The organism is Streptomyces sp. NPDC041940 (genome assembly GCF_055589465.1).
In genome coordinates, this window is sequence record NZ_JBVJBP010000008.1 from 22,874 (window position 1) to 47,691 (window position 24,818).

A 24,818-nucleotide genomic window follows, 5' to 3' on the forward strand; every position below is an offset into this window, starting at 1 on the left:
GGAGCCATGGCCGTCACCGAAGCACCCCCCAGCACCACCCGCCCTGCGGCGGCCGCGTCCCGTACGGGCGCGGCCGCGGTGACGGCCGGGCTCGTCCTCCTCGTCGCCGCTCTCGCGGTCGTCGACATCACCCAGGGCACCGCCGCCGTCGGACCGGCGCAGGTGTTCAAGGCCCTGACCGGGCAGGCCGATCCGGGCGACGCATCCGTGGTCATCGCCTCCCGGCTGCCGCGCATGACCGCCGGCGTCCTGGTCGGCGTCGTCCTCGGCATCGCGGGCGCCGTCCTCCAGGCCGTCAGCCGCAATGTGCTCGCCTCGCCCGACACCCTCGCGGTGAACGCCGGTTCGTATCTGGCGCTCGGGCTGGTCGGCGCGACCGGCGTCTCCCTGCCGCTGCTGGCCTCCTCGGGCGTCGCCTTCGCCGGCGGGCTGGTGGCGGCGGCCGTCGTGCTCGCCCTGTCGGGGCTCGGCACGGGCACCGTACGGCTGGTCCTCGCGGGCACCGCGCTCGCGCTGGGCCTGAACTCGGTGACGGAGGGGCTGCTCCTGCTGTTCCCGCAGCAGACGGAGGGCCTCTACGAGTGGAACCAGGGGAGCATCGGCCAGAACGGCTTCGACGGTGTCCTGCAGTTGCTGCCCGTCGCCCTGGTGGGACTCGCCGGGCTGCTGCTGGTCGCGCGGCGGGTCGACGCGCTCGCCCTGGGGGACGACGCGGCGCGCGGGCTGGGCGTCCCGGTCCACGCCACCCGTGTCACGGTGGTCGTGCTGGCGGCGCTGCTGTCGGCGGCGGCCGTCACCCTCGCCGGGCCCATCGGCTACGTCGGGCTCTGCGCCCCCGCCCTGGTGCGTCCGCTCGCGCGCCGGTTCCGGGGCTTCGTCCGCGCCCGCGCGGCCCTGCCGGTGGCCGGGCTCACGGGTGCCGCGCTGGTGCTCGGGTCGGACGTGCTGCTGCGGGCCCTCGTCCCGGCGGACCGGGCGGTCGCCGTGCCCACCGGCATCGTCACCAGCCTGGTCGGTGCCGTGTTCCTGGTGGTGACGGCCCTGCGGCTGCGGGACACGGCCGGGGCCGACGCGCCGGACCGGCTGCGCATCCCCAGCCGGACCGCGTTCCTGGTCACGGTGGGCGTCCTGGCCGCCGTGGTCGTGGGTGTCACGCTGGCCGGAGTCCTGCTCGGCGACAGCAAGCTCCTGCTCGGCGATGTCGCGAACTGGGCGCAGGGGCGGGCAGGTCAGGCCGTCTCCTTCGTCCTGGACACGCGGGTGCCGCGGGTGCTCGCGGCCCTGTGCGCGGGCGCCGCGCTCGCCCTGGCCGGGACGCTGGTGCAGGCCGTGACCCGCAACCCGCTCGCGGAGCCAGGGGTACTGGGCGTCTCGGGCGGCGCCGCGCTGGGCGCCGTGCTGCTGGTGACGACCGTGCCCGCCGCCGGCTCCTGGGGTATCGCGGGTGCCGCGTTCGGGGGTGCCGCGCTGGCCTCCGCCATCGTCTTCGGGCTCGCGGCCCGGGGCGGCTACCGGCAGAACCGGCTGGTCCTCGTCGGGATCGGCATGGCCGCCGGGTCCACGGCCCTGATCAGCCTGCTCATCGTGCTCACCGACCCGTTCAACGCCACGAAGGCGCTGACCTGGCTGTCCGGTTCGACGTACGGGCGGACCATGCCGGACGTCGTGCCCGTCGCGCTCGTGCTGGCGCTGGGCGTGGTCGTCGCGGTCGCGCGGCGCACCGAGCTGGATCTCGTCTCCCTGGACGAGGACACCCCTCGGCTGCTCGGCCTCGGACTGCCCCGGGCCAGGCTCGGTTTCCTGGTGGTGAGCGTCCTGCTCGCCGGGACCGCCGTCGCCTCGGCCGGGACCATCGGCTTCGTGGGTCTCGTGGCGCCGCACGCGGCGCGTGCCCTCGTGGGCCGGCGGCATGTGCGGGTGGTGCCGGTCGCCGTCCTGCTCGGGGCCGCACTCGTCTGTACGGCGGATCTGCTCGGCCGGACCGTCATCGCCCCGGCCCAGTTGGGCGCCGGACTGATGACGGCGGTGATCGGCACGCCGTACTTCCTGCGGCTGCTGGTACGGGGCCGTAAAGCGACATAGGCCACCTAAAAGGGCGTCAATCGCCAAAATGCCTCACCCCTGCCTGTTGTATGGATCCACGCACAACGGGAGTGAGGGAGGAGCATGGCCAAGGACCTTGCGGACGCGGGCCCGCCACCGTCCGCGAGCCTGAAGCCCAATGCGATCGGGTTCCTCGACGCGCTGGTCATCGGGCTCAACGCGACCTCACCGGCGTACTCGGTGGCGGCGGTCATCGGCCCGATCGTCGCCCTGGTGGGCATCTACGCCCCCGGGGTGATGGTCGCCTCGTTCGTGCCGATGCTGCTGATCGCGTCGGCGTTCTACTACCTCAACAAGGTCGACCAGGACTGCGGCACGACCTTCTCGTGGGTCACCCGGGCCATGGGGCCGTGGGCGGGCTGGCTGGGCGGCTGGGCCATCACGATGACGGGTGTCCTGGTCGTCGGGTCGCTGGCGGATGTCGCCGTGACCTTCTTCCTGCTCGCCGTGGGCCTGGACAGCTGGGCGGACAACGACGTCCTGCGCCAGGTGCTCACCGTGCTGCTCATCGTGGTGATGACGGCCATCTGTGTGATCGGCACCGAGGTGTCGGCCAAGGTGCAGAACACCCTCATCCTGGCGCAGGTCGTCTGCCTGCTCGCCTTCGCCGTGGTGGCGCTGTACCGCGTCTACGCCGACACCGGCACCCTCGAATCCATCGACCCGGAGTTCAGCTGGCTCAACCCCTTCGGGGCCGGCGGGGGGTCCCTGACCGGCGCCCTGCTGCTGGGCGTGTTCATCTACTGGGGCTGGGAGTCGGCGGTCAACCTCACCGAGGAGGTGGAGGACTCCGCCACGGCGCCCGGCAAGGCGGCCATCTGGTCGACGGTGCTGCTGCTGGTGACCTACCTCGCGGTCGCCTTCGCGGTCGTCGCCTACGCGGGCACGGCCTACCTCGAGGAGAACGCCGCCGAGGAGGAGTTCATCTTCGCGCTGCTCGCCGAAGAGGCGATGGGCGGCTGGGACTGGGTCGTACTGCTGGCGGTCTCGACATCGGCACTGGCGTCCACGCAGACGACGATCATCCCGGCGTCCCGCACCGGACTGTCCATGGCCCGCCGGTACGCCCTGCCGAAGCACTTCGGGCACATCAACCCCCGGTTCCGCACCCCGGACGTGAGCACCTGGTGGGTCGCGGGCATCGCCACCGCCTGGTACCTCGTCGTCTACAACATCAGCGAGAACGCCCTCTTCGACTCCCTGACGGCGCTGTCCCTGCTGATCGCGTTCTACTACGCGCTCACCGGTGTCGCCTGCGCGGTCTACTACCGGCGCCTGCTGACCAGGAGTGTCCGGGATCTCCTCCTGATCGGCCTCGGCCCGCTGATCGGCGCCGGGCTGCTGGCGTGGCTGCTGGTGGAGTCGGTCCAGGACATGGCCGATCCGGCCAACTCCGTCACCGGCACCGCCTGGTTCGGGCTCGGCCCGCCGCTCGTCATCGGCATCGGCGTCGCCGTCGCGGGCGTGATCATCATGGTCGTCTGGCGACTGATGTCCCCCGCGTTCTGGTCGGAGCGCCCGAGCACGGTCGACCCCGACCTCGTTGACCGCAAGGAGTCCTGAAGATGTCGGTGATCCTCGGCTACGACGAGTCCCCGGGCGCCCTGCGCGCGCTGCGGGTGGCGATCGAGGTGGCGGCCGCGTACGGCGAGCCCCTGGTGATCGTCTACGGCGCCGCGGCCCCCGGCGTCACGGGCGAGGAGTACGGCGCTCATCAGAAGGCCGTCCGTGAGGCCGGAACCACCGTGCTCGGTCACGCGGTCCGGGTCGCCGACGAGGCCGGTGTGCCCAGCACGGTCGAACTCATCGACGAGCGGCCCGCGCAGGCGCTGATCGACGCCGCGGAACGCCATGACGCCAGGGTGATCGTGGTGGGCACGTGGGGCGAGAGCCCGGTGCGCGGGGCGCTCCTGGGCTCGACCCCCCACAAGCTGCTGCACCTGTCGAACGTCCCGGTCCTGTGCGTGCCGGCGGAGGAACAGGAGTCCTGAGAGCCGGGCCTGGTCAGGAACTGCCCGCGCGCCGTTTCGCGAGCGGGCTGAAGGCGTACAGGCCGAGGATGTCGGGCAGGGGCGCGACGCCGGGGCCGCCGTCGCGGACCCAGGTGACGATGTCCTCGGTCGCGGCCGGGTCGTTGACCAGCCCGAGCCACACCGGCCGGGCCCCGGCGGCCCGGCCCGCCGTGGACGGCTGTACGACGATGACGTTGGCCTGGTCGCAGACATCGAGGCACTCGGAGACCCGCACGGGCGCCGCCTCGCGCAGCCGCTCGGTCTGGGCCGTGTGGTCGACGCCGGTCACCTTGCGGGTGCCGCAGCAGCAGTCCCGGCAGACGACGACGCGGCACGGAACCCCTCCGGCCGGGGTTGCGGACATGCCGCACCTGTCCTCTCTCCGGGGAGATCCGCCCCGGTGGTTCGTCGAGGAGGCGACCGCGTGAGTCTCCTGGCTCCCGGCCGAGGCCGGTCACAGTGGCGGGACCGCGCCGGATTCACACCGGCTTCCTCGTTCCGCCGTCGCCATGTCGCCGGCCATCATTCCATGCGGCCGGTGCGGGGCTTCAGTCCGTCTCGTGGGCGTGCGGCTGCGTGGCCGGCGGTTCGGCAGGGCGTTCGCGGCCACCGTCCCGGCCGGAGGCGATCACGGCGAGGAGCCCTACGACCACGGCCCCGGCGGCGATGCGTCCCGCCGCCCGTGCCGTCCAGGCCGACCGGGTCACGCCCGTGCCCGCACCCGGCGCGGCGAGGCGTTCGGACCGCCGGGCGGGCCGCAGCAGGCGCAGCACCAGCAGGGCGGCGACGGGCAGTTGCAGCAGCCACAGCACGGTGCGCGGCCACTCGCCGTACCAGACGTTGGTGCCGTAGAGCAGGGTGTGCCAGACGCTGAGGACGTACACGACGATCACGAACCGGTGCAGGCGGCGCCAGGTGTTCGCGCCGATGCGGTGCCGGACGTAGAAGAGCAGGCCCAGGGGGATCGCCACGTACAGGGCGCCCTGGCCGAGCGGGATGGCGATGCGGCCGGTCCCGGAGTCGTACCAGCCGGGCACGAAGGTGTCCGCGAAGCCGGCCCAGAGCCGCTCGGCCCACCCCAGCTGTGCCTCGTAGCGCACGAGTTCCGCCGCGAACATCAGGGCGTGCGCGAACATCAGGGCCATGGTGGTCAGGCTCGTGGTGCGGTGCCAGCGTTCCAGGACCTGCCGGGAGACCGGCAGCCGGCCGGGGCCCGGCCCCGACAGGAGCAGCCCCAGCATGACCGTGCCCCAGGCCCACAGCAGGCCCGACCAGCCGAACGCCTGGCTGAGCAGATACATCCAGTAGGTGCCGGGATCGTCCATGAACGGCATGACCGCGACCGTGTCGGAGGTGCCGGACTCCATCCGGGCCCACAGCAGCGCGAACACCGCCGCCGTGACCACGACCGCCGCTGCGGCGTCGGGCAGCGCGGAGCGGAGGTCGCCGCGCAGGGCCACGCGCTCGGCGCCGGGTCTCGGGACGCTCGTCCCGTTCTCGTCGGACCTCGGGTTCACCAGCATCGAGCACAGTCTCACCGAGGGGAGGTGGGTTACCGAGACGCAATCCGGCCAGAGGGACGGCCGGGACCCGACGGGCCCCCGGAGGCACCCTTTCCATCCCCTGGGGGCGTCCCTACGCTGAGGCGCGCAGTCGCAGGGGAACCCGGTGGGAGTCCGGGACTGTCCCGCAGCGGTGAGTGGGAGCCGAACGCCGGCCCGCGAGTCCGAAGGCCTGCCACTGCGCCCGCGCGTCACGCGCGGGCTGTGCACGGTGACCTCGAGGACTGGGTCGGCGGACGGAGGAATCACGTGGGTGGTGTCGTGTCCGGTGTCTGTCACGGCACGCTCGGCGAGCTGTACCAGGGGCCGCTGCGGGCGGGCCCCGATCCGGACATCGCGGTGGTGTCGTTCCCCGTGGACCGCCACTCCTGGGTGCACTTCACACCGGGGCCCGCGGGGCCGTTTCCCCTCGGGGAGAAGTCCCTGACGGCGGCCCGGCTCTTCCTGGAGCATCACGGCCTGTCCCTGCCGCCGGGCACCTGGACCACGCACTCCGAACTCCAGGTAGGCGTCGGGATGGCCAGTTCGACGGCGGACATCGTGGCGACCCTGCGCTGTCTGGCGGGGATCTTCTCACTGCCCTGCGACACCGACGTGGTGCTCGGCGTTCTGGCGGCGATCGAACGGTCGGACAGCGTCTTCCTCGACGAGTTCGCCCTGCATCTCAGCGGCCGGCACCGGGTGGTGCGGCGGCTGGGCACGGACCTCGGCTTCCACACCGCCTATGTGACCGAGCCGGGCACGGTGGACACCGCCGCCGTGACCGCGCCGCTCCTCGCGCACTACCGGCGCCGCGGGGAGGAGTACGAGCGGTGTCTGACCGACCTGCTGAAGGGCTTCGCCTGCGGTGACGCGGAGGCCGTGGCGCGGGCGGCGACCACCAGTGCCGCGCTGTCCCAGGAGGTGCTGCCCAAAGCGACGTTCGACCGGGTGCTGGCCCACCGGGAGCGGTTCGGTGCCGACGGTGTCTTCGTCGCGCACACCGGCTGTCTGACCGGCTATCTCTTCGCCCGCCGCCCGGACTCCCGCCTCAGGTCCGAACTGTCCGCGTTCTTCCGCTCGCTCGGCCACCAGTGCTCTTTCGCCCAAGGAGGCTACGGGTGATCCACCCCCACATCGCCGACGCCCTGAAGATTCCCGACCTGGTCCGGCTCACCGACGGGCTCGTGCTGCTCCGGTTCGAGTCGATGAAGATCTACTCGGCGCTCGCCGCCGTCCGCCGATTACTCGACCGGGGCACGGTCCGGCCGGGCCAGACCCTGATCGACAGCTCCAGCGGCATCTACGCCTACGCCCTGGCGCTGGCCTGTCACCGGCACGGCATGCGGTGCCACATCGTGGCGTCCACCACCGTCGACGCCACCACCCGCGCCCAGCTGGAGATCCTCGGCGCGAGTGTCGAGCAGGTCCAACCGTCCCGGAACCTCAAGCTCGACCAGGAGTTACGGGTACGGCGGGTGCGCGAGATCCTCGCCGAGCGCCCCGACTGCCACTGGATGCGCCAGTACCACGACGACATCCACTGCCTCGGCTATCACGAGGTCGCCGACCGGATAGCGCAGGCGTTCCCCGATACCCCTCTCACCGTCGTCGGCGGGGTGGGCTCCGGCGCCTCGACGGGCGGCCTCGTGGAGCGGCTCAGGGAGACGGAGCCGTCGGTGCGGCTGGTCGGGGTGCAGCCGTTCGGCAGCGTCACCTTCGGCAGCCAGGACCATCACGACCCCGAGGCGATCATCGCGGGCATCGGGTCGTCGATCGTCTTCGACAACGTCCGCCACCACCTCTACGACACCGTGCACTGGATGGACTTCACGCACGCCATGTCCGGCGCGGTCAGTCTGCTGCGCGAACACGCCGTCTTCGCCGGGCTGTCCACCGGCGCCGGATATCTGGCCGCGATGTACGAGGCCCGCCGCCACCCCGACCGGCTGCACCTGGTGATCGGCGCCGACACCGGACACCGCTACGTGGAGCGCGTCTTCGCCCGGCACCCGGAGGCCCTGGACCCCGCCTCACTGAAGCCCGTCGAGGTCCGCGACCCCGAGGAGATGAGCATGCCCTGGTCGAGAATGACGTGGCGGCGCACGGCCTGCCCCGCCCACTGGAAGGAGCGGGCGGCATGACCGTCGTCTGTCTGGAGTCGCTGACCTTCGGGCTCGGGCACCTGGTACGCGCCGCCGACCGGCTCGGCGAGCGGCTGCTGCTCCTGACCCGCGACCCGGCCTACTACGCCTACGAGCTGGAGCGGCTGCCCGTCGGCGCCCTGGACGTCGTGGAGACCGACACCTTCGACGTGGAGCGGGTGGCGGAACTGCTGGGGCGTACCCCGGAGTTGCGTGGCCTGATCAGTTCCACCGACACCTGGACCCTGGCCGGAGCGGACCTCGCCGACCGTTTCGCCCTGCCGGGGCTCGATCCGGAAGTGCTGCGGTTCACCAGGGACAAGGCCGCCGTCCGCAACCGGCTGCACGAAGCCGGTCTCACGCGCGGCCGGGCCGCCGAGGCGGCGGGTCCGGAGACGGAGGCCCGGGAGCTGCTTCTCAAGGAGGTGGGCCTGCCCGCGATCCTCAAGGACACGGCGGGCACCGGAAGCCAGAACGTCTGGCTGGTGCGCGACGAGAGGGAACTGGACCGGGTCCTTCGGGAGGCGGCGGGGCAGCCCCTGAAGGGGCGGCTGTTCGCGGAGCCGTACTTCGGCGGGCCGGTGTACAGCGCCGAGACCCTCACCTGGGCCGGGCGCACGCGGCTTCTCGGTGTGTCGAGCAGGCTCATGTCGGCGGAGCCCCGCTTCCGCGAGGAGATCACCGCCTTCCCCGTCGCCTTCCCGGAAGCACAGCGGGTGTCGCTGGAGCGGTGGCTCGACGAGGTGCTCGCCGCCGTCGGGTACACCGACCGTTTCGCGCATGTGGAGTTCGTGCTGACCGGCGACGGCCCCGAGGTGGTGGAGGTCAACCCCCGGATCGGGGGCGCGCTGGTCGGTGAGGGCCTGTGCCGGGCGCTCGGCGTCAATGTGTACGAGGCGATGATCGAGGCCGCGCTCGGCCGCCGGCCCCGGCTGATGGACACGGAGCTGCCCGGCGGTCCGGCCGTGGCCTTCGTCCTGGGGTATCCGGCCGAGCCCGGGGTGTTCACGGGGGTCGCCGGGCTCGACCGGCTGGCGGACCTGCCGGGGTCACCGGCCTGGTATCCCGTCCGCCAAGTCGGGGATCTCGTGGAGCACTTGAGTGACAGCCGTGGCTACGCGGGCATCGTCTACGCCGAGGCGGAGACCGCGGAACTCGCCACGCACCGGGCGGTCGCGGCCGCCAACGCCCTGCGCGTGCTCACCGAGCCCTCCGGTGGGTGAACGGCCCGGGCGGAGCGCCGGGTTGTTCCCGCTCAGCGGCCCGCTGCGCTTCCTGCTGCTCAGCTCGTTCCTGATCCCGCTCGGCAGCTTCATGGTGCTGCCGTTCATGTCGGTGTTCCTGCACGAGCGGCTCGGGATGGGGCTCGGCACGGTCGGCGTGGTGCTGGCCGTGGCGGCGCTGGTGCAGTTCTCCGGCGGCGTCGTCGGCGGGGCGCTCGCGGACCGGATCGGGCTGCGCCGCACGATGCTGTGGGCCCTCGTCGTACGGACGGCCGGGTTCGTCGGCCTCCTGCTGGCCCTGCGCTGGCCTCCCCTGGCGGTCGCCGCGCTGGTGCTGACGTGCTGCGGCGCCGCCCTGTACCTGCCCGCCAACAAGGCGTACCTGGTGCACGGGGTGGACGAGGAACGCCGTCCGGCGTTCCTGTCGGCGGGCAACGCGGCGCTCAACGCGGGCATGGCGGTGGGCCCGTTGATCGCCGGGCCGTTCGTGCTGTCCTCGCCCGGCTGGCTGTTCGCGGCCGTCACGGCGCTGTTCCTCGCGGTCACGGCGGGCCACGCCGGGCTGCCCGCGGCCGGGGAGCGGCCCCCCGGCACCGAGGTCACCCGGCAGGGGCTGCTGGCCGGGGTGGCCGTCCTGCCGTTCGCCGCCAACGCGCTCGCGTTCTACCTGTACTTCCACTTCCAGCACTTCCTGGCGGTCTACGCCGTCGAGCGGGCCTCCAGCGAGTTCTACAGCCTGGTCCTGCTGCTCTGCTTCACGCTGGTCATCGTCGTCCAGCCGCTCGCCTCCGGGCTGATCCGGCGCATGCCCTACGCGCTCGCGCTGACGGTCGGGTTCGCGGGCCTGGCGGCCGGACTGGCCGTGCTGGCGATCGGCGGCCGGGCCGCTCTGCTGGCGGGCGGGGCGCTGATCACCCTGGGCGACATCGTGCTGTTCCTGAAGAACGACCTGGAGGCGCTGCGCCGCAGCCCGCGCTCCGACGCCGTGGTCTTCGGTCAGCAGCGGCTGGCCTCCGGTCTCGGCGCCTGCGCGAGCGGGGTGCTGGGCGGCCAGGTGTACGGCCTCGGGGAACGCGCCGGGCACACGGGCTGGTTCTGGCTGCTGGCCGCCGCGCAATGTCTGCTGCTTCCCCCACTCCTGCTCTTGCTGCGAAGGCACGGCGAGCGGCTGAAGCAGGTCCCATTCGACGAAGAAGGAGCACTGAAGCCGCATGACACGGACGGGCGGGTTCCAGGACGATGACTTCTGGACGGAGTTCCACGACTTCCTCTTCTCCGAGCAGCGCCACACCCAGGCCGAGGAACTTCTGGACACCTCTCCCCTGCTGTCCTTCCGGCCCGGGGCGCGGGTGCTCGACCTGTGCTGCGGCCCCGGCGTGTTCACCGTGCCGCTCGCCCGGCGCGGCTACGAGGTGACGGGCGTGGACCTCAGCCCGGCCATGCTGGACCGGGCGCGCAAGCGGGCGGCGGACACCGGCGCCGACGTCACGTACGTCCAGGCCGACGCGCGCGACTACGCGGCGCCGGGCGGCTTCGACGTCGTACTCAACATGTTCACGTCGTTCGGCTACTGCGAGGACCCCGCCGACAACGCGCGCGTGCTGCGCACCATGTACGACTGCCTGGCCCCGGGCGGCACGCTCGTCCTGGACCTGGCCGGCAAGGAGTTGCTGGCCCGCAAGGTCACCCCGCCCAAGGTGGTGACGCGCGGTGAGGACCTGATGGTGCAGACGGACACGGTGCTGGACGACTGGGCGCGGCTGCGCAGCGACTGGGTCCTGGTGCGGGGTGAGCGTGTGACCCGGGCGACGCTGGTGTGGTTCGTGTACAGCGCCGTGGAGTTGCGGCGGATGGCGGAGGAGGCCGGGTTCGGGGGCGTGGAGGTCTTCGGCGGCTTCGACGGCCGGCCCTACGACGAGAACGCCGAGCGGCTGGTGCTGCGGGCGGTCCGGGAGCTGTGACGTGGGCACGGGGCGTGCGGGGCGGGCGCGCACGCCCTGTTGACCGCGACGGCGCGGAACGTACTATCACCAGGTCATCGCCGCGACGGGAGACAGGAAGCCGGTGCGATTCCGGCACGGTCCCGCCACTGTGACCGGGGAGCGCACCCCTTCGACACGCCACCGCGCGAGCGCGGGAAGGCTTGGGGGGACGTCGATCCGGGAGTCAGGACACTGACCCGCCGCGGGCCCGATCCGAGGAGCGCGGACTCCCCAGGAGGCTCTACGTGTCCCACCTGCTCTCCCCTGCCCGCCGACAGGTCACAGCGCTGGCCGTCGCCCTGTCGGCGGCACTGCTCGTCACCGGCTGCGGCTCGTCCGGCCGCACCGCCGAGGACCCGAAGGCGTCGAAGGCACCCGAGGGCTTCCCCGTCACCGTGAACAACTGCGGGGTGAAGACGACCTACGACAAGCCGCCGTCACGGGTCGTCACCATCCACCAGCACCCGGCGGAACTCATGCTCGCCCTCGGTCTGAAGGACCGCATGGTCGGCACCGCCTTCCCCGACTCGGCCGTCCTGCCGGAACTGCGGAAGGACTACGAGGCGATACCGGAACTGGCGAAGAAGGAACCGTCGTTCGAGACCGTCCTGGAGGCCGAGCCGGACCTCGTCTACGGCGGCTACGGCAGTGCCTTCGCGGAGAACGAGGGCCGCTCCCGCAAGGCGTTCGCCGACGCCGGCATCGACACCCACCTCAACCGCGAGTACTGCGGCAAGAAGCGGGTGACGATGAAGGACACCTACGACGAGATCCGCACCGCCGGTGAGATCTTCGGCGTCTCCGGCCGGGCCGACGCACTGGTCGCCGACCTGGAGGGCCGGGTCGCCAAGGCGGCCTCCGCCGTCGAGGGCGAGTCCGCGGTGCCGGTGTTCGTGTACGACAGCGGCGACAAGACCGCCTTCACCGCGGGCGGCAAGAGCCTCGGCACCGAGATCATCCGGCTGGCCGGCGGCAAGAACGTCTTCGCCGACCTCGACGACGTCTTCGGGGACGTCTCCTGGGAGCAGGTCGTCGAGCGCAGGCCCGAGGTCATCGCCATCTACGACTACGCCGGTGCCGGAAGCGTCGAGCAGAAGAAGAAGTTCCTGCTCTCCCAGCCTGCCCTCGCCGACGTGCCCGCCGTGAAGAACAAGCGGTTCGTGGTCCTGCCGCTCACCGCCACGCTCGTCGGCATCCGCTCGGCGTACGCGGTGGGGGACCTGGCGCGCGGGTTGCATCCCGAGAGCTCCCGGTGACGCAGCCGGCCACCGAGGCTCCCGCGGTGCGACGCCCTGTGCCGGCCGGGCAGCGGACGGGGCGCACCGGCCTGGCCGTCACGCTGCTCGTCCTGACCGCCCTGCTCGTCGTCTCCGCCACGGCGGGCCTGGCGATCGGCTCCGTGCAGGTGCCGCCCGGGCAGGTCTGGGGCATCGTGACGCACACGCTGGGCGCGGGCTGGACGGAGCCTGACTGGTCGCGGGCGCGCGAGACCATCGTGCTGGATGTGCGGGCGCCCCGGGTGCTGCTCGGGGTGGTGACCGGGGCGGGCCTCGCGGTCGTGGGCACCGCCCTGCAAGCCCTGGTGCGCAATCCGCTGGCCGAGCCGTATCTGCTGGGCGTCTCCTCGGGGGCGTCCCTGGGCGCGGTGTCGGTGATCGTGTTCGGGGTGAGCGTGTTCGGGCCGGTGTCGCTGTCGGCCGCCGCGTTCGCGGGCGCGCTGGGCGCGCTGCTGCTCGTGTACAGCACCGCCCGGACCGGAGGACGCATCACCTCCGTGCGGCTCGTGCTGTCCGGGGTGGCGATCGCCGCGGTGCTCACCGCGCTGCTGGATCTGCTGCTGCTGACCACCGACCGGGGCAACGAGGCCCGTGCGGTGCTCGCCTGGACCCTCGGCGGTCTCGGCGGCGTCAACTGGGGCACGCTGTGGCTGCCGAGCCTGGCGACTCTGCTGGGCGTCGGTGTCCTCATGGTGCAGTCCCGGAACCTGAACCTGCTGCTGGCGGGCGAGGAGGCCGCGACCACGATGGGCCTCGACGTGGCCCGGTTCCGGGCCCGGATGTTCGTGCTGGTCTCCCTCGTGACGGGCGTGCTGGTCGCGGCGGCCGGGCCGATCGGCTTCGTGGGCCTGATGCTGCCGCACATCGTGCGGCTGTTCGTCGGCGGCGACCACCGCCGGGTCCTGCCCACGGCCGCCCTCGGCGGGGCGGTCTTCCTGGTCTGGGCCGATGTCGCCGCGCGCACGATCGCCGCGCCCATGGAGGTGCCGGTCGGCGTGCTGACCGCGCTGTGCGGCGGGCCGTTCTTCCTGTGGCTCATGCGCCGGGACGCCCGGCGGTCCACGGACCGAGGAGTGGGATGAGCGCGATCGGAACAGGGGTGGCCGCGACCGATCTCGATGTCGAGGGCGTCACCCTGACGGCCGGAGCACGTCACCTGGTGCGGGACGTGTCCCTGACCGCCCGCCCGGGCAAGACCATCGGGCTGGTGGGCCCCAACGGCAGCGGCAAGTCCAGTCTGCTGCGGGCCGTCTACCGGGTGCTGCGCCCCGACGCCGGGCAGGTGCGGGTCGACGGCGCCGACGCCTGGTCGCTGCCCGTGCGGCAGCTGGCCCGTACCGTGGCGGCGGTGGTGCAGGAGTCGGGCGCCGACTTCGATCTGGCCGTGCGCGAGGTCGTCGCCATGGGCCGCACCCCGCACAAGCGGCTTCTGGCCGGCGACACCCCCGAGGACGCCGGGCTCATCGACTCCGCGCTCGCGGCGGTCGACGCCGCCCACCTGGCCGAGCGGCCCTTCGACCGGCTGTCCGGCGGCGAACGCCAGCGGGTGCTGATCGCCCGGGCCCTCACCCAGCAGCCCACGCTGCTCGTCCTCGACGAGCCCACCAACCACCTGGACATCCGGCACCAGTTGGAGGTGCTGGGCGCCCTGCGCCGACTGCCCGCGACGGTGCTGCTCGCCCTGCACGACCTCAACCTGGCCGCCTACTACTGCGACCGCCTCTACGTCCTGAACGAGGGCGAGGTCACCGCGTCCGGCCCGCCCGCCGAGGTCCTCACGCCCCGGCTGCTGGCCGAGGTGTACGGGGTGGAGGGAGAGGTCACCGTGCATCCGCGCACGGGCGCTCCCCAGGTCACGTTCCTTCCCTGAGCGGATTGGGCAGCGGCAGATAGCGGGCGTCGGCGCCGTCCGCGCCCGTCCAGCGCAGCAGGAGGTTCGTCTTGGCGGGGAGGGTGGGCGAGGTGAGCAGGGCGGGGATCTCCGGCAGGTCGTGGCGGGCGAACTCGCGGCGGGCGGCGGGCCACGGGTCGAAGCCGGGATGGCGTTCGGCGAGGGCGCCGGCGATCTCGGTGAGGTGGTTGACGACCAGGCAGTACACGAGCCGCTCCCAGCCGGCTTCCCGCTCCACGTCCGGCAGCAGCTTCACGCCCTCGGCGTCCCGGTACAGGGCCTGCACGGGCATGCCGTCGGCGTCGACGGCGATCAGGGTGTTCTGCAGATGAGCCTCGATGACGACGCCGTGCCGGGCGAAGGCCTCCAGGGCCGGGGGCACCACCCGCGCCAGATACGCCGCCCACCATGCCCCGGGGTCGGCGGCGCGGTCGAGCGGGCTGCCGTCGAAGCCCTCGACGAGTCCGGCGGCGAGCAGCGGGGTCGCGCCGGGCACGAGACGGTCGGCGAAGCCGTCGCGGACGAGGACGGCCAGGGCCTCGAAGGCGAAGCCGGCGGTGCGGTACCCGCGGTCGCCGAGCCAGGCCGGGGGGCCGTCGAGCGTGTCGAAGCCGTCGAAGGCGGCGCACACGGCCGCGTCGGTGCGGCGCAGGGCGAGCAGGTCGTGGCGCCACAGCCGGCGGATGTCGTTGGTGATGCGCACGTCGAGGCTGAACTTCAGGAAGAGGTCCTGTCCAGGTGCGTAGAGCGTGCGGATCGCGGCCGTCGGCCAGGTGTCGAAGGCGGTCGTGCCCAGCCGGACCAGCCTCCCGTCCTCGAAGGCGGCGGCGAGCTCCGTGCCCGCCAGGTCGAGCTGCCAGGGGTGGGCCGGGAGCAGCCGGTAGCCGGGCGGGGCGGTGCCGAGGGCGTCGAGGGCCGAGGTGTCGCCCTCCTCGACGACGCAGTCCTCGCGCAGCCCGAGCAGGACCAGCGGAAAACGGGCGTACGCCTCGGGCGCGTACGGCAGCCACCCCGCGGCCGGGCCGCCGCCGCGCGCCTTGGGGGCCGGGTGGTGGGTGTGGCCGGTGAGGAGACACTGCTCGGAGCGCAGGTAGAGGTCGTCGGGCGGGGTCGCGCGGTCGCGGGCCTCCAGCAGGGCGGCCACGGCGTCCCTGCTGTCGATCATCTCGGCGGGCAGTTCGTGGTTGGACACCCCGGTGTGCCGGCGCAGTTCCTCGGCGACGAGTTTGACCAGTTCGGTGTGGTCGACGCGCTGCCGGCCGTCCGGCCCCTCGACCTCGGGCTCGGCGGGCCGCCGCGTCCCGCGCACCCGCAGCAGACGGCCCCCGCCGGGCAGGCGGTAGATCCGGTGCTCGCCCTCCTGGCCGACCGGCCGGGCCACCTCCCGCAGCAGGCAGTTCAGCAGCGGCACGGCGGCGTACGCGTCGGCGGTCGGGGGCATGAGGTCCACGCGATCCACTCGTTTCCGTACGTTCCTTGTGTTCTCTGTGTTCTCTGAGTTCCCCGCAGCCCTTCCGGGACTTCCGGACTTCCTGGCGGAGATGATCAGTATGCCGTTCGACGTCATCGCGCCGTGACGCCCTATTCGTACCCGAGGAGCCCGCCCGTGCACCGTCCCCCCACCGCCGAGGCCGAGGTCGCCGAAGAGCTGGCCGCCGTACGGCCCGGACTGCTGCCGCGGTACGAGGCCGAACTGCCCGGCGCCCGCGCGGCCGTGCTGTCCCGTCTGTGGCGCGGTCTCGCCCATGATCCACTGCCCTGGGTGGCCCGCAGGGAGCCGGGCCGGGACGGGCTGACCCTGTTCCTGTCCGACGGCCGCCGGCTGCACGGCCCGCCGCCGGATCCGTACGCGACCGGCGGCTACGTCACCGTCGTGGGGCTCGACGGGGCTGAGTACAACGATCCGGCGCGGCTGGTGACGGACCTCGCCGTCCCGCACTCCGCCTCCTTCGCCGCCGAACTCGGTCACAGCGTCGCCTCCTTGGCGCTGTCGAGAGCGGGGCAGGACGGACTCGCGGCGGACGAGTGGCCGGGGAACGACTGGGAGTGGGAGCAGCGGATCGTCGACGGGCATCCGTTCCACCCCACCTGCCGGTCCCGGCCCGGTTTCTCGGTGGCCGAGCAGCTCGCCTACGGGCCCGAGCACCGGCCGGTCGTGGAGCTGGGTCTTGTACCGGTGCGGGCGGAGGAGTGCCTGGTGACCGGGGCGTGGCCCCAGGACCTGCGGGACGGGCCGCGGGTGGTGCTGCCGGTGCACCCCTGGCAGGCGGCGCATGTGCTGAAGCGGACGTGCGAGGAGCGGCGCGCCGCGCATCCGCTGATGTCCCTGCGGACGCTCGCCCTGCCCGGCGGGCCGCACGTCAAGACCTCCCTCAGTGCCCGGCTGACATCGTCGGTGCGGGACATCTCGCTGCCCTCGGTGGCCGCGTCCGCGCTGCTGTCGGACTTCGCCGAGATCCCGGCGGCGCGCACGGACGGCCTGCTGCACGTCACCCGCACCCTGGGAGCGGCTGCGGCCGGCTCCCCCGACTTCGCGGCCGTGCTGCGGGAGTCGCCGCAGACGTACGCCGGGAGCGGTGAACGGGTCCTGCCGGTGGCGGCGCTCGCGACCAGCGCGCTGTCCCGCTCCCCCGCCTGGCTGGCCGGCTTCGCCCGCCTCGCCCTCACCGTCGGGCTGCGGCTGCTGGAGCTGGGCGTGGCCCTGGAGGCGCACGGCCAGAACCTCCTCGTGGTCCTCTCGCCCGACGGCGACCCGCTGCGGTTCGTCTACCGCGACCTGGCCGACATCCGCGTCAGCCCGGCCCGCCTGGCCCGGCACGGCATCACGGTCCCCGACCTGCCCGCCCGGATGGTCACGGACGACGAACGCACGCTCCGCCGCAAGCTGTTCGGCTCACTGGTGGCGGGCGCGCTGGCCGGTACGGCGGGGTCGGGCGCGGCGCTCGCGACGGCGCTGGAGTCGGCCGTGTCCAGCCTCCCGCGCTCCCCGGACCTCACCGCACTGCTTTCGGAACCCGTGCCCACCAAGGCGCTGACGCTGATGCGGCTCTCGCCGCAGACGCCCGGTGACCAGTGGGCGGAACTACCCAATCCTCTTCTGTGAACCCCGTTTTGGAGCACGGCCCCGCCGCTCCATAAGATCCGCCGATGATCACAAGTAAACGACTGGCGGCGGGCGTCTGTGCCCTGCTCGCCGCGCTGACGGCCGGGATAGCCTTCCCGGCCGGAGCGGCCGCCGGCGAACCCACGGGCCAGGCCGCCCCCAAGGTCGACCTCGTCCTCGATGTGAGCGGCTCGATGCGGGCGCGGGACATCGACGGACAGTCGCGGATGGCCGCCGCGAAGCAGGCGTTCAACGAGGTGCTCGACGCGACGCCCGAGGAGGTCGAACTCGGCATCCGCACCCTCGGCGCCGACTACCCCGGCGACGACCGGAAGACGGGCTGCAAGGACACCGCGCAGCTCTACCCGGTCGGCCCGCTGAACCGCACCGAGGCCAAGACGGCCGTCGCCACGCTCACCCCGACGGGCTGGACGCCGATCGGCCCGGCCCTGCTGAAGGCCGCCGACGACCTGGAGGGCGGCGACGGCTCCAAGCGCATCGTGCTGATCAGCGACGGCGAGGACACTTGCGCCCCGCTCGACCCGTGCGAGGTGGCCCGCGAGATCGCGGCGAAGGGCATCGGCCTGACCATCGACACCCTGGGCCTGGTGCCTACCGCCAAGCTGAGCAAGCAGCTGAGCTGCATCGCCGAGGCCACCGGCGGCACCTACACCTCGGTGGAGCACCAGGACGAACTCACCGACAAGGTCAACCAGTTGGTGGACCGGGCGGCCGATCCGGTGGTGACGCCGGTGGCGACCGAGGGCGCCGACCGGTGCTCCGCGGCACCGACGCTGAAGTCCGGGCTGTACACCGACCGGGAGGAGTTCGGGCAGCAGCGCTGGTACCGCGTGGAGGTCCTGCCGGGGCAGGAGCTGCGCGCCTCGGTGAGTGTCGCGGCCGACCGGGCCGTGAACCCGGGCTACGGCGTGCTGCTGCGGGCCGTGACGGGCAAGGGCCGGGAGATCGTACGTGGCGAGGCGGCGGGCAACGGCCGTACGGACGTGATCTCGACGGGCCTCAGGTACCCCGAGCCCGAGCGCGACGACGCCGACGGTGACAGCGACAAGCCGGCCGCGGAGACCGTGTGCCTGACGGTCACCCACTCCTTCTCGGCGGCCTCCGGTGTGAAGACCACTCCCGGGCTGCCGCTGGAGCTGACGGTGGACGTCGTCGACGGCCCGTCGCACGCGAGTGACGTGGCCTCCTTCGGCCTGGGCCGGGGCTGGTGGCTGCTCGGCGCGCTGATCCTCACCGGCTTCCTCGCCGGTCTCGTCTGGGGCTGGCTGTCGCGCTGGCGGATCGCGGTCTGGAGGACCAACTGATGCGAGTGATACGTGCGTTGAGCACCGCGTTGCTGGCCGTGGGGCTCGCCGCCGCGCCCGCGGCGGCCGACTCCTCGCCGAGTCCGTCGCAGGACGCGTCGGAGAAGTCGGCACCCACGCGGGCGGGCACCTCCTTCCGTACCGCGACGGAGATCGAACAGGGGCAGCAGGCCACCGCGAGCGGCTCCACCGGCGACTACCTGTACTGGTCGTTCCCGGCCGACACCGGGCAGCGCCCCACGGTCAAGGCGACAGTGAAGCTGCCCGAGACCCACGCCCCGCAGACCTGGCAGATCGACGTCTACGACGGTCTGCGCCGCCGCCAGGCATGCCAGTACGGCGCGCAGACGCGCACCGCCGCCTCGGACGCCGGCTCCGTGGAACTGGCCTGCGTGCTGCGCACGGTCCGTGCCTGGTCGGAGCCCTGGGCGAACGACCCGCTGCCGGGCACGTACTACGTCCGTCTGACGGCGACCGGCGTCGCCGCCTCCGACCTGGGCCTCCCGGTCGACTCCGAAGTAGGGGTGGACTCCAAGGACATCGGCGGATCCGCGGCGGTGGACGGCTCGCTGGCCGAGCCGCTGGTGCCGGGGATCGCGACGAGGTCCGGGTCCGGGGACGAGGAGGAGTCCTCGGCGGTCCTGGCCGGGCTCGAACCCGAGGACGGCTGGGCGTCGGGCTGGTGGTCGGACCGGTGGGTGTGGACCGCGCTGGGCGGGGCGCTGGCCGCGCTGGCGGGTGTCGCCGGTTACCGGCTGACGCGCGGCCCGGGGCGGCCGTCGGGCGTGCCGCCCACTGCCTGACCTGAAGCCGAGCCTGAACTCGGACTCGGACTCGGACTCGGAAGGCCCGCTTCGTGCGGGCCTTCTGTCATGTGTCGCGCAGCGCCTTGGCGAGCGCGCCGTCGCCGCTCACCTCGACCCGGCCCTCCCGCACGGCGTCCGCCAGAGTCAGCTCCCCCCGGCCGATGGCCGTACAGGTGCCGGTGTCCAGGACCAGCAGGGCATCCGGCTCCCCCGGGGCGGGCCCGTCGCCGTAGACGGGCCCTTCCTCGGCACCGGCGAAGAGGTGGAAGTTCCCTTCCTCCAGCCGGACTTCGACGAGCCCGTCCCCGTCCAACTGCCGCAGCAGGGGCAGGGCGAACCAGTGCGCCCGTACCGCGTCCGTCGGCCGCCGCTCCCCCAGTTCCGCCTTCCCCCACTCCCCCAGCGCTTGCAGTACCGGCAGCAACTCCCTTCCACGGGGCGTGACTTCGTACACGTTCGCCGCACCGGGCGGGGGCAGCCGGCGCCGGGTGGCGAGGCCGTCGCGCTCCATGTCCTTCAGCCGCGAGGCGAGTACGTCCGTGCTGACGCCGGGCAGGTCCGCGTGCAGGTCGGTGTAGCGGCGGGGACCGGCGAGGAGCTCCCGGACGATCAGCAGGGTCCAGCGGTCGCCGACCAGGTCGAGCGCGCGGGCGGCGGAACAGTACTGGTCGTAGCTTCGGCGAGGTGGCATGCGACGCAGTCTAGACATGTTGTTGGACTTTCCAAGCGACTACTTGGTAAAACCAAGCAACACCAATCGGCCGAGGGGAAGCGCGCGCATGGAGTTCCGGCAGTCGAGCAAGCTCAGCGAGGTCTGTTACGAGATCCGCGGCCCGGTCATCGAGCACGCCAACGCGCTGGAGGAGGCGGGACACAGTGTGCTGCGCCTGAACACCGGCAATCCCGCGCTCTTCGGCTTCGAGGCACCGGACGAGATCCTCCAGGACATGATCCGGATGCTGCCGCAGGCGCACGGGTACACCGACTCGCGCGGCATCCTGTCCGCCCGCCGGGCGGTGGCACAGCGCTACCAGACGCTGGGCCTGGAGGTCGGCGTCGACGACGTCTTCCTCGGCAACGGCGTGTCGGAGCTGGTCTCCATGGCCGTACAGGCCCTGCTGGAGGACGGCGACGAGGTCCTCATCCCGGCCCCGGACTTCCCCCTCTGGACGGCGGTGACGACCCTCGCGGGAGGCAAGGCCGTCCACTACCTCTGCGACGAGCAGGCCGACTGGTACCCGGACCTGGACGACATGGCGTCGAAGATCACGGACCGCACGAAGGCCGTGGTCATCATCAACCCGAACAACCCCACGGGCGCGGTCTACCCCAAGGAGATCGTCGAGGGCATCCTCGACCTCGCCCGCCGTCACGGCCTGATGGTGTTCGCCGACGAGATCTACGACCAGATCCTCTACGACGACGCCGTGCACCACTCGGCCGCCGCGCTCGCCCCCGACCTGGTGGTCCTGACCTTCTGCGGCCTGTCGAAGACGTACCGCGTGGCGGGCTTCCGTTCCGGCTGGTTGGTGGTCACGGGCCCGAGGCAGCACGCCAAGGACTACCTGGAGGGCCTCACCATGCTGGCCTCCATGCGGCTGTGCGCCAACGCACCCGCCCAGTACGCCATCCAGGCCGCGCTCGGCGGGCGGCAGTCCATCGGCGACCTCACCGGGCCGGGCGGGCGGCTGCTGGAGCAGCGGGACGTGGCCTGGGAGAAGCTCAACGAGATCCCCGGCGTGAGCTGTGTGAAGCCCAAGGGCGCGCTGTACGCCTTCCCGCGCATCGACCCCAAGGTGCACAACATCCACGACGACGAGAAGTTCGTCCTCGACCTGCTGCTGCGCGAGAAGATCCAGGTCGTCCAGGGCACGGGCTTCAACTGGCCGACCCCGGACCACTTCCGGATCCTGACCCTGCCGCACGCCGACGACCTGGAGGCGGCGATCGGGCGGATCGGGCGGTTCCTGAGCGGGTACCGCCAGTAGCGGCCGGCTTTGCGCCGCGGGTGATATCCGGCACCCCGGAGAGTCAGAGGTCCGGGCGGATCTTCTTCCCCACGTGCGCGATACGGATGCTGCCTGCTTCGCCGATCAGCCGGAAGTGGATCCGGCCGGCTCCCGGGGTGAAGCGGGCGTGGAGATGGAATGTCTCCCACGCCCCGTCCAAGTCCTCGAACCGGCACACCCGCTTACGCGTCTCGCCTTCCGAAGTCACCTTGGTCTGCCACTCCGGCTCGGACGTCACGGCCGGGTTCCATGCGGCGGCCGCTGCGTCCAGCCGCTCCAGACATCGCCGCACAGGCACGACCCAGCGCGGGTCCAGGTCGGTGAGCTGAGTTTCTGTGCGGGCAAGGAACTGGAGGTGCGGGTACAGGTCGACTCTGTGTTCCCAGATCTGGCGCCCTGTGGTCGCCCTGGCCAGGTTCGTTTTCCGGATCCAGCCGAGGTGTTCGTCCACGTGCGGCATTGCGGAGACGTGCCGCACGCGGACGGTCTCGTGCTCGAACTCAAGGGACCCGTCGTCCAGTTCGACAAGCTCACTGCGTTCCAGGCTGACCGCGGGCTTCTGCCATTCGCGGGTGACCGGCAGACTGACCGCGATGCCGTCCATGAAGTGCGCCGCGCCCAGGCCCAGGACCGTCTCACCGCCGTAGCGGTACTCGAGGCTGCCGTCGGCATCCGGCGTCGGGTAGACGCTGCGGACGGGGGACCTGTTCCGTAACGCCAGGAGGCGCTGCCAGCGGGCGTGGTTCTTCGGGCTGCTGCCGATCCACTTGCCGATCGGGTAGCCTGCGGCGATCTCCAGGGACTTGAGCTCCACTTCGCTGACCAGTGAGGTCTCGCCCGGGTCTTCTTTCGCGACAGCACGCACCGCGTCGACGAAGTCCGTCATGGCCGCGTCGGCTCGTGTCTGGTCGCAGGCCGTGGCCCACGACTTCTCGTTCAGAAACAGCAGCGGCACGCTCTTCCCCTCCCCCTTGATTCCCTCGCCCCGTCGTCAGTCCAGCAGTTCGTCGAGCGAGTTCTCCCACTCGTCGAAGAACCCTTCGGGCCACTGGGCGAGCATGCCGTCCTTGTCGACGCGGGGACTGATGACCTCGGCACCCGAGCCGTTGCCGCGGAAGAAGTGGATGACAGCGTCGTCCGGTTGCAACTCACCCCGCTTGACGGCGATGCGCACGCCGTTGAGGACATGGTCGCTGTGCGTCTCGACGACCAGCTGGGCGCCCGCGGCGGCGGCAGCGGAGATCAGAGCCGCCACCCGGGTCTGTCCCTTGGGGTGCAGGTGTGCTTCCGGATTCTCCAGCAGGATCAGGCTCTCGGGGGTCGCGGTGAGGCAGGCGACCACGATCGGCACGGCATACGTGAGGCCGAAGCCGACGTTGGTGGGGCGGCGGCGGCGGGTGGCATTGATGCCGGCGGTACCGCCGAAGCCGTAGGAGAGGCGGACGAAGTCGGTGCCCTCGATCGCGGAGGCCTGGAGGTTCACGCCGGGGCAGAGTTCCTGCATCCAGGCAACGGTCTGGTCCACGAGCTGGGGGGAGATGGCACGAGGGTGGCGGAGCGGGCCGTCGGGAACCTCACGCTCGGCGTTGTGCCGAAGGTAGTTGACGGTGTGTTCGCCTCGCACACCGAGAAAGCCCCGGTCGATGGCGATCTGACGGGAGCGCGGGTAGGTGACGGCAGGGGTGATGCGGTCCGCATGGAGGTACTGGAAGGGCAGGCCGAGAAACGGCACCGCCGCGGCCCCGGGGAAGTCGTATGCCTCCATGACATCCTCGTCGGGCTCGTGGAGATCGTAACGGGCGATGAACCTGCCGGTGATCTCCGCCTCGACCACCAAGCCCACCACGGGCGCGTCGGTGGCAAGCAGATCGTCGGCAGGGCCGAAATCGTCATGCAGCACGTCTCGCGCCGTGCCCATGTCCACGAGCTCGCCGTTGAGCAACAGCCCCTCGTCGGGGGAGGTCAGTCGATCGGGTCCGAACGACTGGCGAAGCAGGGCGAGTGACTGCAGGACACTACTCTTGCCCGACGAGTTCAGGCCGGTGAGAAGGGTGAGCGGGCCAAGGGGGAGTTCCAGGCGGCGGAATGCCTTGAAGTTGACGATGGTAAGTCCGGTGATCACGCCTCTCGCTCCTTCCTGACATCGCTCAGCACGTCGAGGAACAGTTCCTCGATCGCCTCGAAGCGCGTGTGCACCCTCTTCGGATCACCGGTGCTCACGGAGATGGACCGCTCGAAGTCCGGGTCATCCAGACAGTGGGCGATGCCCAGGGTGAGATCCCACTCCATGAGCTCGTCGCATTCGGCTGGGGTCAGCGCCGCCAGGTTCACCGAGACACTCTCGAACAGGGCCTTGTTGATGGGGGATTTACGCCGTTGACCGCGACGGTACTTGCGGAACGCATGGTCGCCGAAGATCGACCGGGCCGCCACCATCGCCTGCTCGAACTCGTCCCGCAATCGCTGCTCCCCGTCGGCACCGAGGCGGTTGATCCGGTGCATGGCCTCGGCGAGGAAGCCATCGAAATCGCCCCGGCTGTAGTCCTGCGGAGCGATCAGCCGGAACGCGAGGAACCGCAACACCATCTCGCGGTCGGCCATACGATCCCCGACGACGCTGTGTCCGGTTGCCCTGCGGAACGCGTCGGTCTCCGCGAGTTCGGCGAGGAAGGCGCGTGCCCGGCCGGGAATCAACGCATGCCGGATCTCCTGCCGGGTGAGGGGTTCACCGCCGGTGTTCAGCCGGGCGAAGACGTTGAACATCACCGGTTCCGGGGTGCCGCGCCGGATCACGTGGACGACGACCTCGGTCTCCCGCAGACGGATCTGCAGCTTCCCGGAGAGGTCACCGAAGCCCTGCCCGTCGAAGCCGACCAGGTACTCCAGCCCCTTCAGCAGCAGCGGAGGCTTGCCGACGGTCACGGGCTCCACGAACCGGGCGATCGACGTCAACCGCTGGATGCCGTCCACGATGGCCCAGCTGCCCTCCTTCTTCTCGGCCGCGTAGAAGGAGGGAATCGGGATGCGCAGGAGGAGCGACTCGATGAGCCGGCTCTGTTTCTCGTCGGTCCAGATGCCCGCCCGGCGCTGGAAGTCCGGGGCGAGGTCGACCATATCGTTGCGCAGTCGCGACAACAGCAGGTCGACCGTGGTCGTGCGTGTCTCGATGTCGATGTGGTCCGGGTCGAAGGGCGAGGTGATCCGCTCCGGCGCCTCCTCGCGCTCCACGTCGGTCGGATGGCCATCGGCGGTCATCTCCAGGGCGAACGCGAGAGGCTCCTGTGTGGACTCCGCTCCGGCACCTCCCTGGTACCGCTCGTACACAGACCCTCGGTCCCGCGTGCGCCCCTGGCTGCTGTCCTCCAGCCCGGCCATGTCGTCTCGTCGCCCTCGCCCTCGTGC

At 71.9% G+C, this 24,818-nt stretch carries 22 protein-coding genes and 3 riboswitches; of the genes, 15 read left to right on the plus strand and 7 right to left on the minus strand.

The window, feature by feature from the left end:
- Positions 1-6: 6 nt before the first annotated feature.
- The 3 genes from ACZ6I3_RS15905 (at position 7) to ACZ6I3_RS15915 (ending at position 4,094) form a co-directional block, all read left to right on the plus strand.
- Entirely contained in the window at positions 7-2,082 is a 2,076-nt protein-coding gene (locus tag ACZ6I3_RS15905; protein WP_469415071.1) for an iron ABC transporter permease, read from the plus strand.
- 84 nt (positions 2,083-2,166) lie between these two features.
- Positions 2,167-3,666 carry an APC family permease gene (locus ACZ6I3_RS15910; RefSeq protein WP_469415073.1) on the plus strand — a complete coding sequence of 500 codons (1,500 nt, stop codon included), beginning with the start codon at positions 2,167-2,169 and terminating at the stop codon, positions 3,664-3,666.
- Between the two features lie 2 nt (positions 3,667-3,668).
- Complete coding sequence (locus ACZ6I3_RS15915) at positions 3,669-4,094, plus strand: universal stress protein (protein WP_469415074.1); 426 nt, start codon at positions 3,669-3,671, stop codon at positions 4,092-4,094.
- Between the two features lie 13 nt (positions 4,095-4,107).
- Here the strand turns inward: ACZ6I3_RS15915 and ACZ6I3_RS15920 are convergent, their stop codons facing one another.
- Both ACZ6I3_RS15920 and ACZ6I3_RS15925 read right to left on the minus strand, forming a co-directional pair.
- Positions 4,108-4,479, minus strand: coding sequence for a (2Fe-2S) ferredoxin domain-containing protein (locus ACZ6I3_RS15920; RefSeq protein ID WP_469415075.1), 372 nt, complete (start codon positions 4,477-4,479; stop codon positions 4,108-4,110).
- Between the two features lie 46 nt (positions 4,480-4,525).
- A riboswitch (cobalamin riboswitch) is annotated at positions 4,526-4,648 on the minus strand.
- A gap of 15 nt (positions 4,649-4,663) precedes the next feature.
- The gene (locus tag ACZ6I3_RS15925; RefSeq protein ID WP_469415076.1) at positions 4,664-5,638 is read right to left on the minus strand and encodes a ferric reductase-like transmembrane domain-containing protein; all 975 of its coding nucleotides are present in this window, start codon (positions 5,636-5,638) and stop codon (positions 4,664-4,666) included.
- A gap of 108 nt (positions 5,639-5,746) precedes the next feature.
- Positions 5,747-5,853: riboswitch (cobalamin riboswitch) on the plus strand.
- A 73-nt stretch (positions 5,854-5,926) separates the two neighbouring features.
- On the opposite strand from ACZ6I3_RS15925, the gene ACZ6I3_RS15930 reads away from it, so the two are divergent.
- From ACZ6I3_RS15930 to ACZ6I3_RS15965, 8 genes are all read left to right on the plus strand, one after another.
- On the plus strand, positions 5,927-6,781 hold the full coding sequence (locus ACZ6I3_RS15930) for a GHMP family kinase ATP-binding protein (protein WP_469415077.1): 855 nt from the start codon (positions 5,927-5,929) through the stop codon (positions 6,779-6,781).
- A complete protein-coding gene (locus tag ACZ6I3_RS15935) occupies positions 6,778-7,800 on the plus strand; it encodes a cysteine synthase family protein (protein WP_469415078.1) in 1,023 nt (340 codons plus the stop codon). The genes ACZ6I3_RS15930 and ACZ6I3_RS15935 overlap by 4 nt, the downstream gene beginning before the upstream one ends.
- The gene (locus ACZ6I3_RS15940) at positions 7,797-9,023 is read left to right on the plus strand and encodes an ATP-grasp domain-containing protein (protein ID WP_469415079.1); all 1,227 of its coding nucleotides are present in this window, start codon (positions 7,797-7,799) and stop codon (positions 9,021-9,023) included. The genes ACZ6I3_RS15935 and ACZ6I3_RS15940 overlap by 4 nt, the downstream gene beginning before the upstream one ends.
- Positions 9,024-9,045: 22 nt before the next feature.
- Positions 9,046-10,266 (plus strand): MFS transporter, encoded by a 1,221-nt coding sequence (locus ACZ6I3_RS15945; protein ID WP_469415081.1) that lies wholly within the window; start codon positions 9,046-9,048, stop codon positions 10,264-10,266.
- Positions 10,235-10,984, plus strand: a complete 750-nt coding sequence (locus ACZ6I3_RS15950; RefSeq protein ID WP_469415082.1) for a class I SAM-dependent methyltransferase — start codon at positions 10,235-10,237, stop codon at positions 10,982-10,984. The genes ACZ6I3_RS15945 and ACZ6I3_RS15950 overlap by 32 nt, the downstream gene beginning before the upstream one ends.
- A 54-nt stretch (positions 10,985-11,038) precedes the next feature.
- Positions 11,039-11,220: riboswitch (cobalamin riboswitch) on the plus strand.
- A 30-nt stretch (positions 11,221-11,250) separates the two neighbouring features.
- Positions 11,251-12,261: an ABC transporter substrate-binding protein gene (locus ACZ6I3_RS15955; RefSeq protein WP_469415084.1), complete on the plus strand. Its 1,011-nt coding sequence runs from the start codon at positions 11,251-11,253 to the stop codon at positions 12,259-12,261.
- 26 nt (positions 12,262-12,287) lie between these two features.
- Positions 12,288-13,364, plus strand: coding sequence for a FecCD family ABC transporter permease (locus ACZ6I3_RS15960; protein WP_469415085.1), 1,077 nt, complete (start codon positions 12,288-12,290; stop codon positions 13,362-13,364).
- Positions 13,361-14,152, plus strand: a complete 792-nt coding sequence (locus ACZ6I3_RS15965) for an ABC transporter ATP-binding protein (protein ID WP_469415086.1) — start codon at positions 13,361-13,363, stop codon at positions 14,150-14,152. Before ACZ6I3_RS15960 ends, ACZ6I3_RS15965 begins: the two co-directional genes overlap by 4 nt.
- Here ACZ6I3_RS15965 and ACZ6I3_RS15970 read toward each other — a convergent pair.
- The gene (locus tag ACZ6I3_RS15970; RefSeq protein ID WP_469415087.1) at positions 14,136-15,632 is read right to left on the minus strand and encodes an IucA/IucC family protein; all 1,497 of its coding nucleotides are present in this window, start codon (positions 15,630-15,632) and stop codon (positions 14,136-14,138) included. The genes ACZ6I3_RS15965 and ACZ6I3_RS15970 overlap by 17 nt on opposite strands.
- 147 nt (positions 15,633-15,779) lie before the next feature.
- Between ACZ6I3_RS15970 and ACZ6I3_RS15975 the strand changes: the two genes are divergently transcribed.
- From ACZ6I3_RS15975 to ACZ6I3_RS15985, 3 genes are read left to right on the plus strand one after another with little or no spacing between them, the layout of a single operon-like run.
- The gene (locus ACZ6I3_RS15975; RefSeq protein WP_469415089.1) at positions 15,780-17,276 is read left to right on the plus strand and encodes an IucA/IucC family protein; all 1,497 of its coding nucleotides are present in this window, start codon (positions 15,780-15,782) and stop codon (positions 17,274-17,276) included.
- Between the two features lie 44 nt (positions 17,277-17,320).
- Positions 17,321-18,601: a VWA domain-containing protein gene (locus tag ACZ6I3_RS15980; RefSeq protein WP_469415090.1), complete on the plus strand. Its 1,281-nt coding sequence runs from the start codon at positions 17,321-17,323 to the stop codon at positions 18,599-18,601.
- Entirely contained in the window at positions 18,601-19,404 is an 804-nt protein-coding gene (locus ACZ6I3_RS15985; RefSeq protein ID WP_469415091.1) for a hypothetical protein, read from the plus strand. Before ACZ6I3_RS15980 ends, ACZ6I3_RS15985 begins: the two co-directional genes overlap by 1 nt.
- Before the next feature lie 67 nt (positions 19,405-19,471).
- On the opposite strand, the gene ACZ6I3_RS15990 is transcribed toward ACZ6I3_RS15985, so the two are convergent.
- Positions 19,472-20,098 carry a winged helix-turn-helix transcriptional regulator gene (locus tag ACZ6I3_RS15990; protein ID WP_469415092.1) on the minus strand — a complete coding sequence of 209 codons (627 nt, stop codon included), beginning with the start codon at positions 20,096-20,098 and terminating at the stop codon, positions 19,472-19,474.
- Positions 20,099-20,186: 88 nt separating this feature from the next.
- Here ACZ6I3_RS15990 and ACZ6I3_RS15995 point away from each other — a divergent pair, with 88 nt between their 5' ends.
- The gene (locus ACZ6I3_RS15995) at positions 20,187-21,395 is read left to right on the plus strand and encodes a pyridoxal phosphate-dependent aminotransferase (protein WP_469415093.1); all 1,209 of its coding nucleotides are present in this window, start codon (positions 20,187-20,189) and stop codon (positions 21,393-21,395) included.
- A gap of 43 nt (positions 21,396-21,438) precedes the next feature.
- Here the strand turns inward: ACZ6I3_RS15995 and ACZ6I3_RS16000 are convergent, their stop codons facing one another.
- From ACZ6I3_RS16000 to ACZ6I3_RS16010, 3 genes are read right to left on the minus strand one after another with little or no spacing between them, the layout of a single operon-like run.
- On the minus strand, positions 21,439-22,371 hold the full coding sequence (locus ACZ6I3_RS16000) for a hypothetical protein (RefSeq protein ID WP_469415094.1): 933 nt from the start codon (positions 22,369-22,371) through the stop codon (positions 21,439-21,441).
- A gap of 36 nt (positions 22,372-22,407) precedes the next feature.
- The gene (locus tag ACZ6I3_RS16005; protein WP_469415095.1) at positions 22,408-23,538 is read right to left on the minus strand and encodes an AAA family ATPase; all 1,131 of its coding nucleotides are present in this window, start codon (positions 23,536-23,538) and stop codon (positions 22,408-22,410) included.
- On the minus strand, positions 23,535-24,791 hold the full coding sequence (locus tag ACZ6I3_RS16010) for a GmrSD restriction endonuclease domain-containing protein (protein ID WP_469415097.1): 1,257 nt from the start codon (positions 24,789-24,791) through the stop codon (positions 23,535-23,537). Before ACZ6I3_RS16010 ends, ACZ6I3_RS16005 begins: the two co-directional genes overlap by 4 nt.
- Positions 24,792-24,818: the final 27 nt, after the last annotated feature.

What these genes read in the sequence shown, in the direction of transcription:
- ACZ6I3_RS15905 (WP_469415071.1), top strand. Translation starts at nt 7, where the DNA reads ATGGCCGTCACCGAAGCACCCCCCAGCACCACCCGCCCTGCGGCGGCC.
- ACZ6I3_RS15910 (WP_469415073.1), top strand. Translation starts at nt 2,167, where the DNA reads ATGGCCAAGGACCTTGCGGACGCGGGCCCGCCACCGTCCGCGAGCCTG.
- ACZ6I3_RS15915 (WP_469415074.1), top strand. Translation starts at nt 3,669, where the DNA reads ATGTCGGTGATCCTCGGCTACGACGAGTCCCCGGGCGCCCTGCGCGCG.
- ACZ6I3_RS15920 (WP_469415075.1), bottom strand. Translation starts at nt 4,479, where the DNA reads ATGTCCGCAACCCCGGCCGGAGGGGTTCCGTGCCGCGTCGTCGTCTGC.
- ACZ6I3_RS15925 (WP_469415076.1), bottom strand. Translation starts at nt 5,638, where the DNA reads ATGCTGGTGAACCCGAGGTCCGACGAGAACGGGACGAGCGTCCCGAGA.
- ACZ6I3_RS15940 (WP_469415079.1), top strand. Translation starts at nt 7,797, where the DNA reads ATGACCGTCGTCTGTCTGGAGTCGCTGACCTTCGGGCTCGGGCACCTG.
- ACZ6I3_RS15950 (WP_469415082.1), top strand. Translation starts at nt 10,235, where the DNA reads ATGACACGGACGGGCGGGTTCCAGGACGATGACTTCTGGACGGAGTTC.
- ACZ6I3_RS15965 (WP_469415086.1), top strand. Translation starts at nt 13,361, where the DNA reads ATGAGCGCGATCGGAACAGGGGTGGCCGCGACCGATCTCGATGTCGAG.
- ACZ6I3_RS15980 (WP_469415090.1), top strand. Translation starts at nt 17,321, where the DNA reads ATGATCACAAGTAAACGACTGGCGGCGGGCGTCTGTGCCCTGCTCGCC.
- ACZ6I3_RS15985 (WP_469415091.1), top strand. Translation starts at nt 18,601, where the DNA reads ATGCGAGTGATACGTGCGTTGAGCACCGCGTTGCTGGCCGTGGGGCTC.
- ACZ6I3_RS15990 (WP_469415092.1), bottom strand. Translation starts at nt 20,098, where the DNA reads ATGCCACCTCGCCGAAGCTACGACCAGTACTGTTCCGCCGCCCGCGCG.
- ACZ6I3_RS15995 (WP_469415093.1), top strand. Translation starts at nt 20,187, where the DNA reads ATGGAGTTCCGGCAGTCGAGCAAGCTCAGCGAGGTCTGTTACGAGATC.
- ACZ6I3_RS16010 (WP_469415097.1), bottom strand. Translation starts at nt 24,791, where the DNA reads ATGGCCGGGCTGGAGGACAGCAGCCAGGGGCGCACGCGGGACCGAGGG.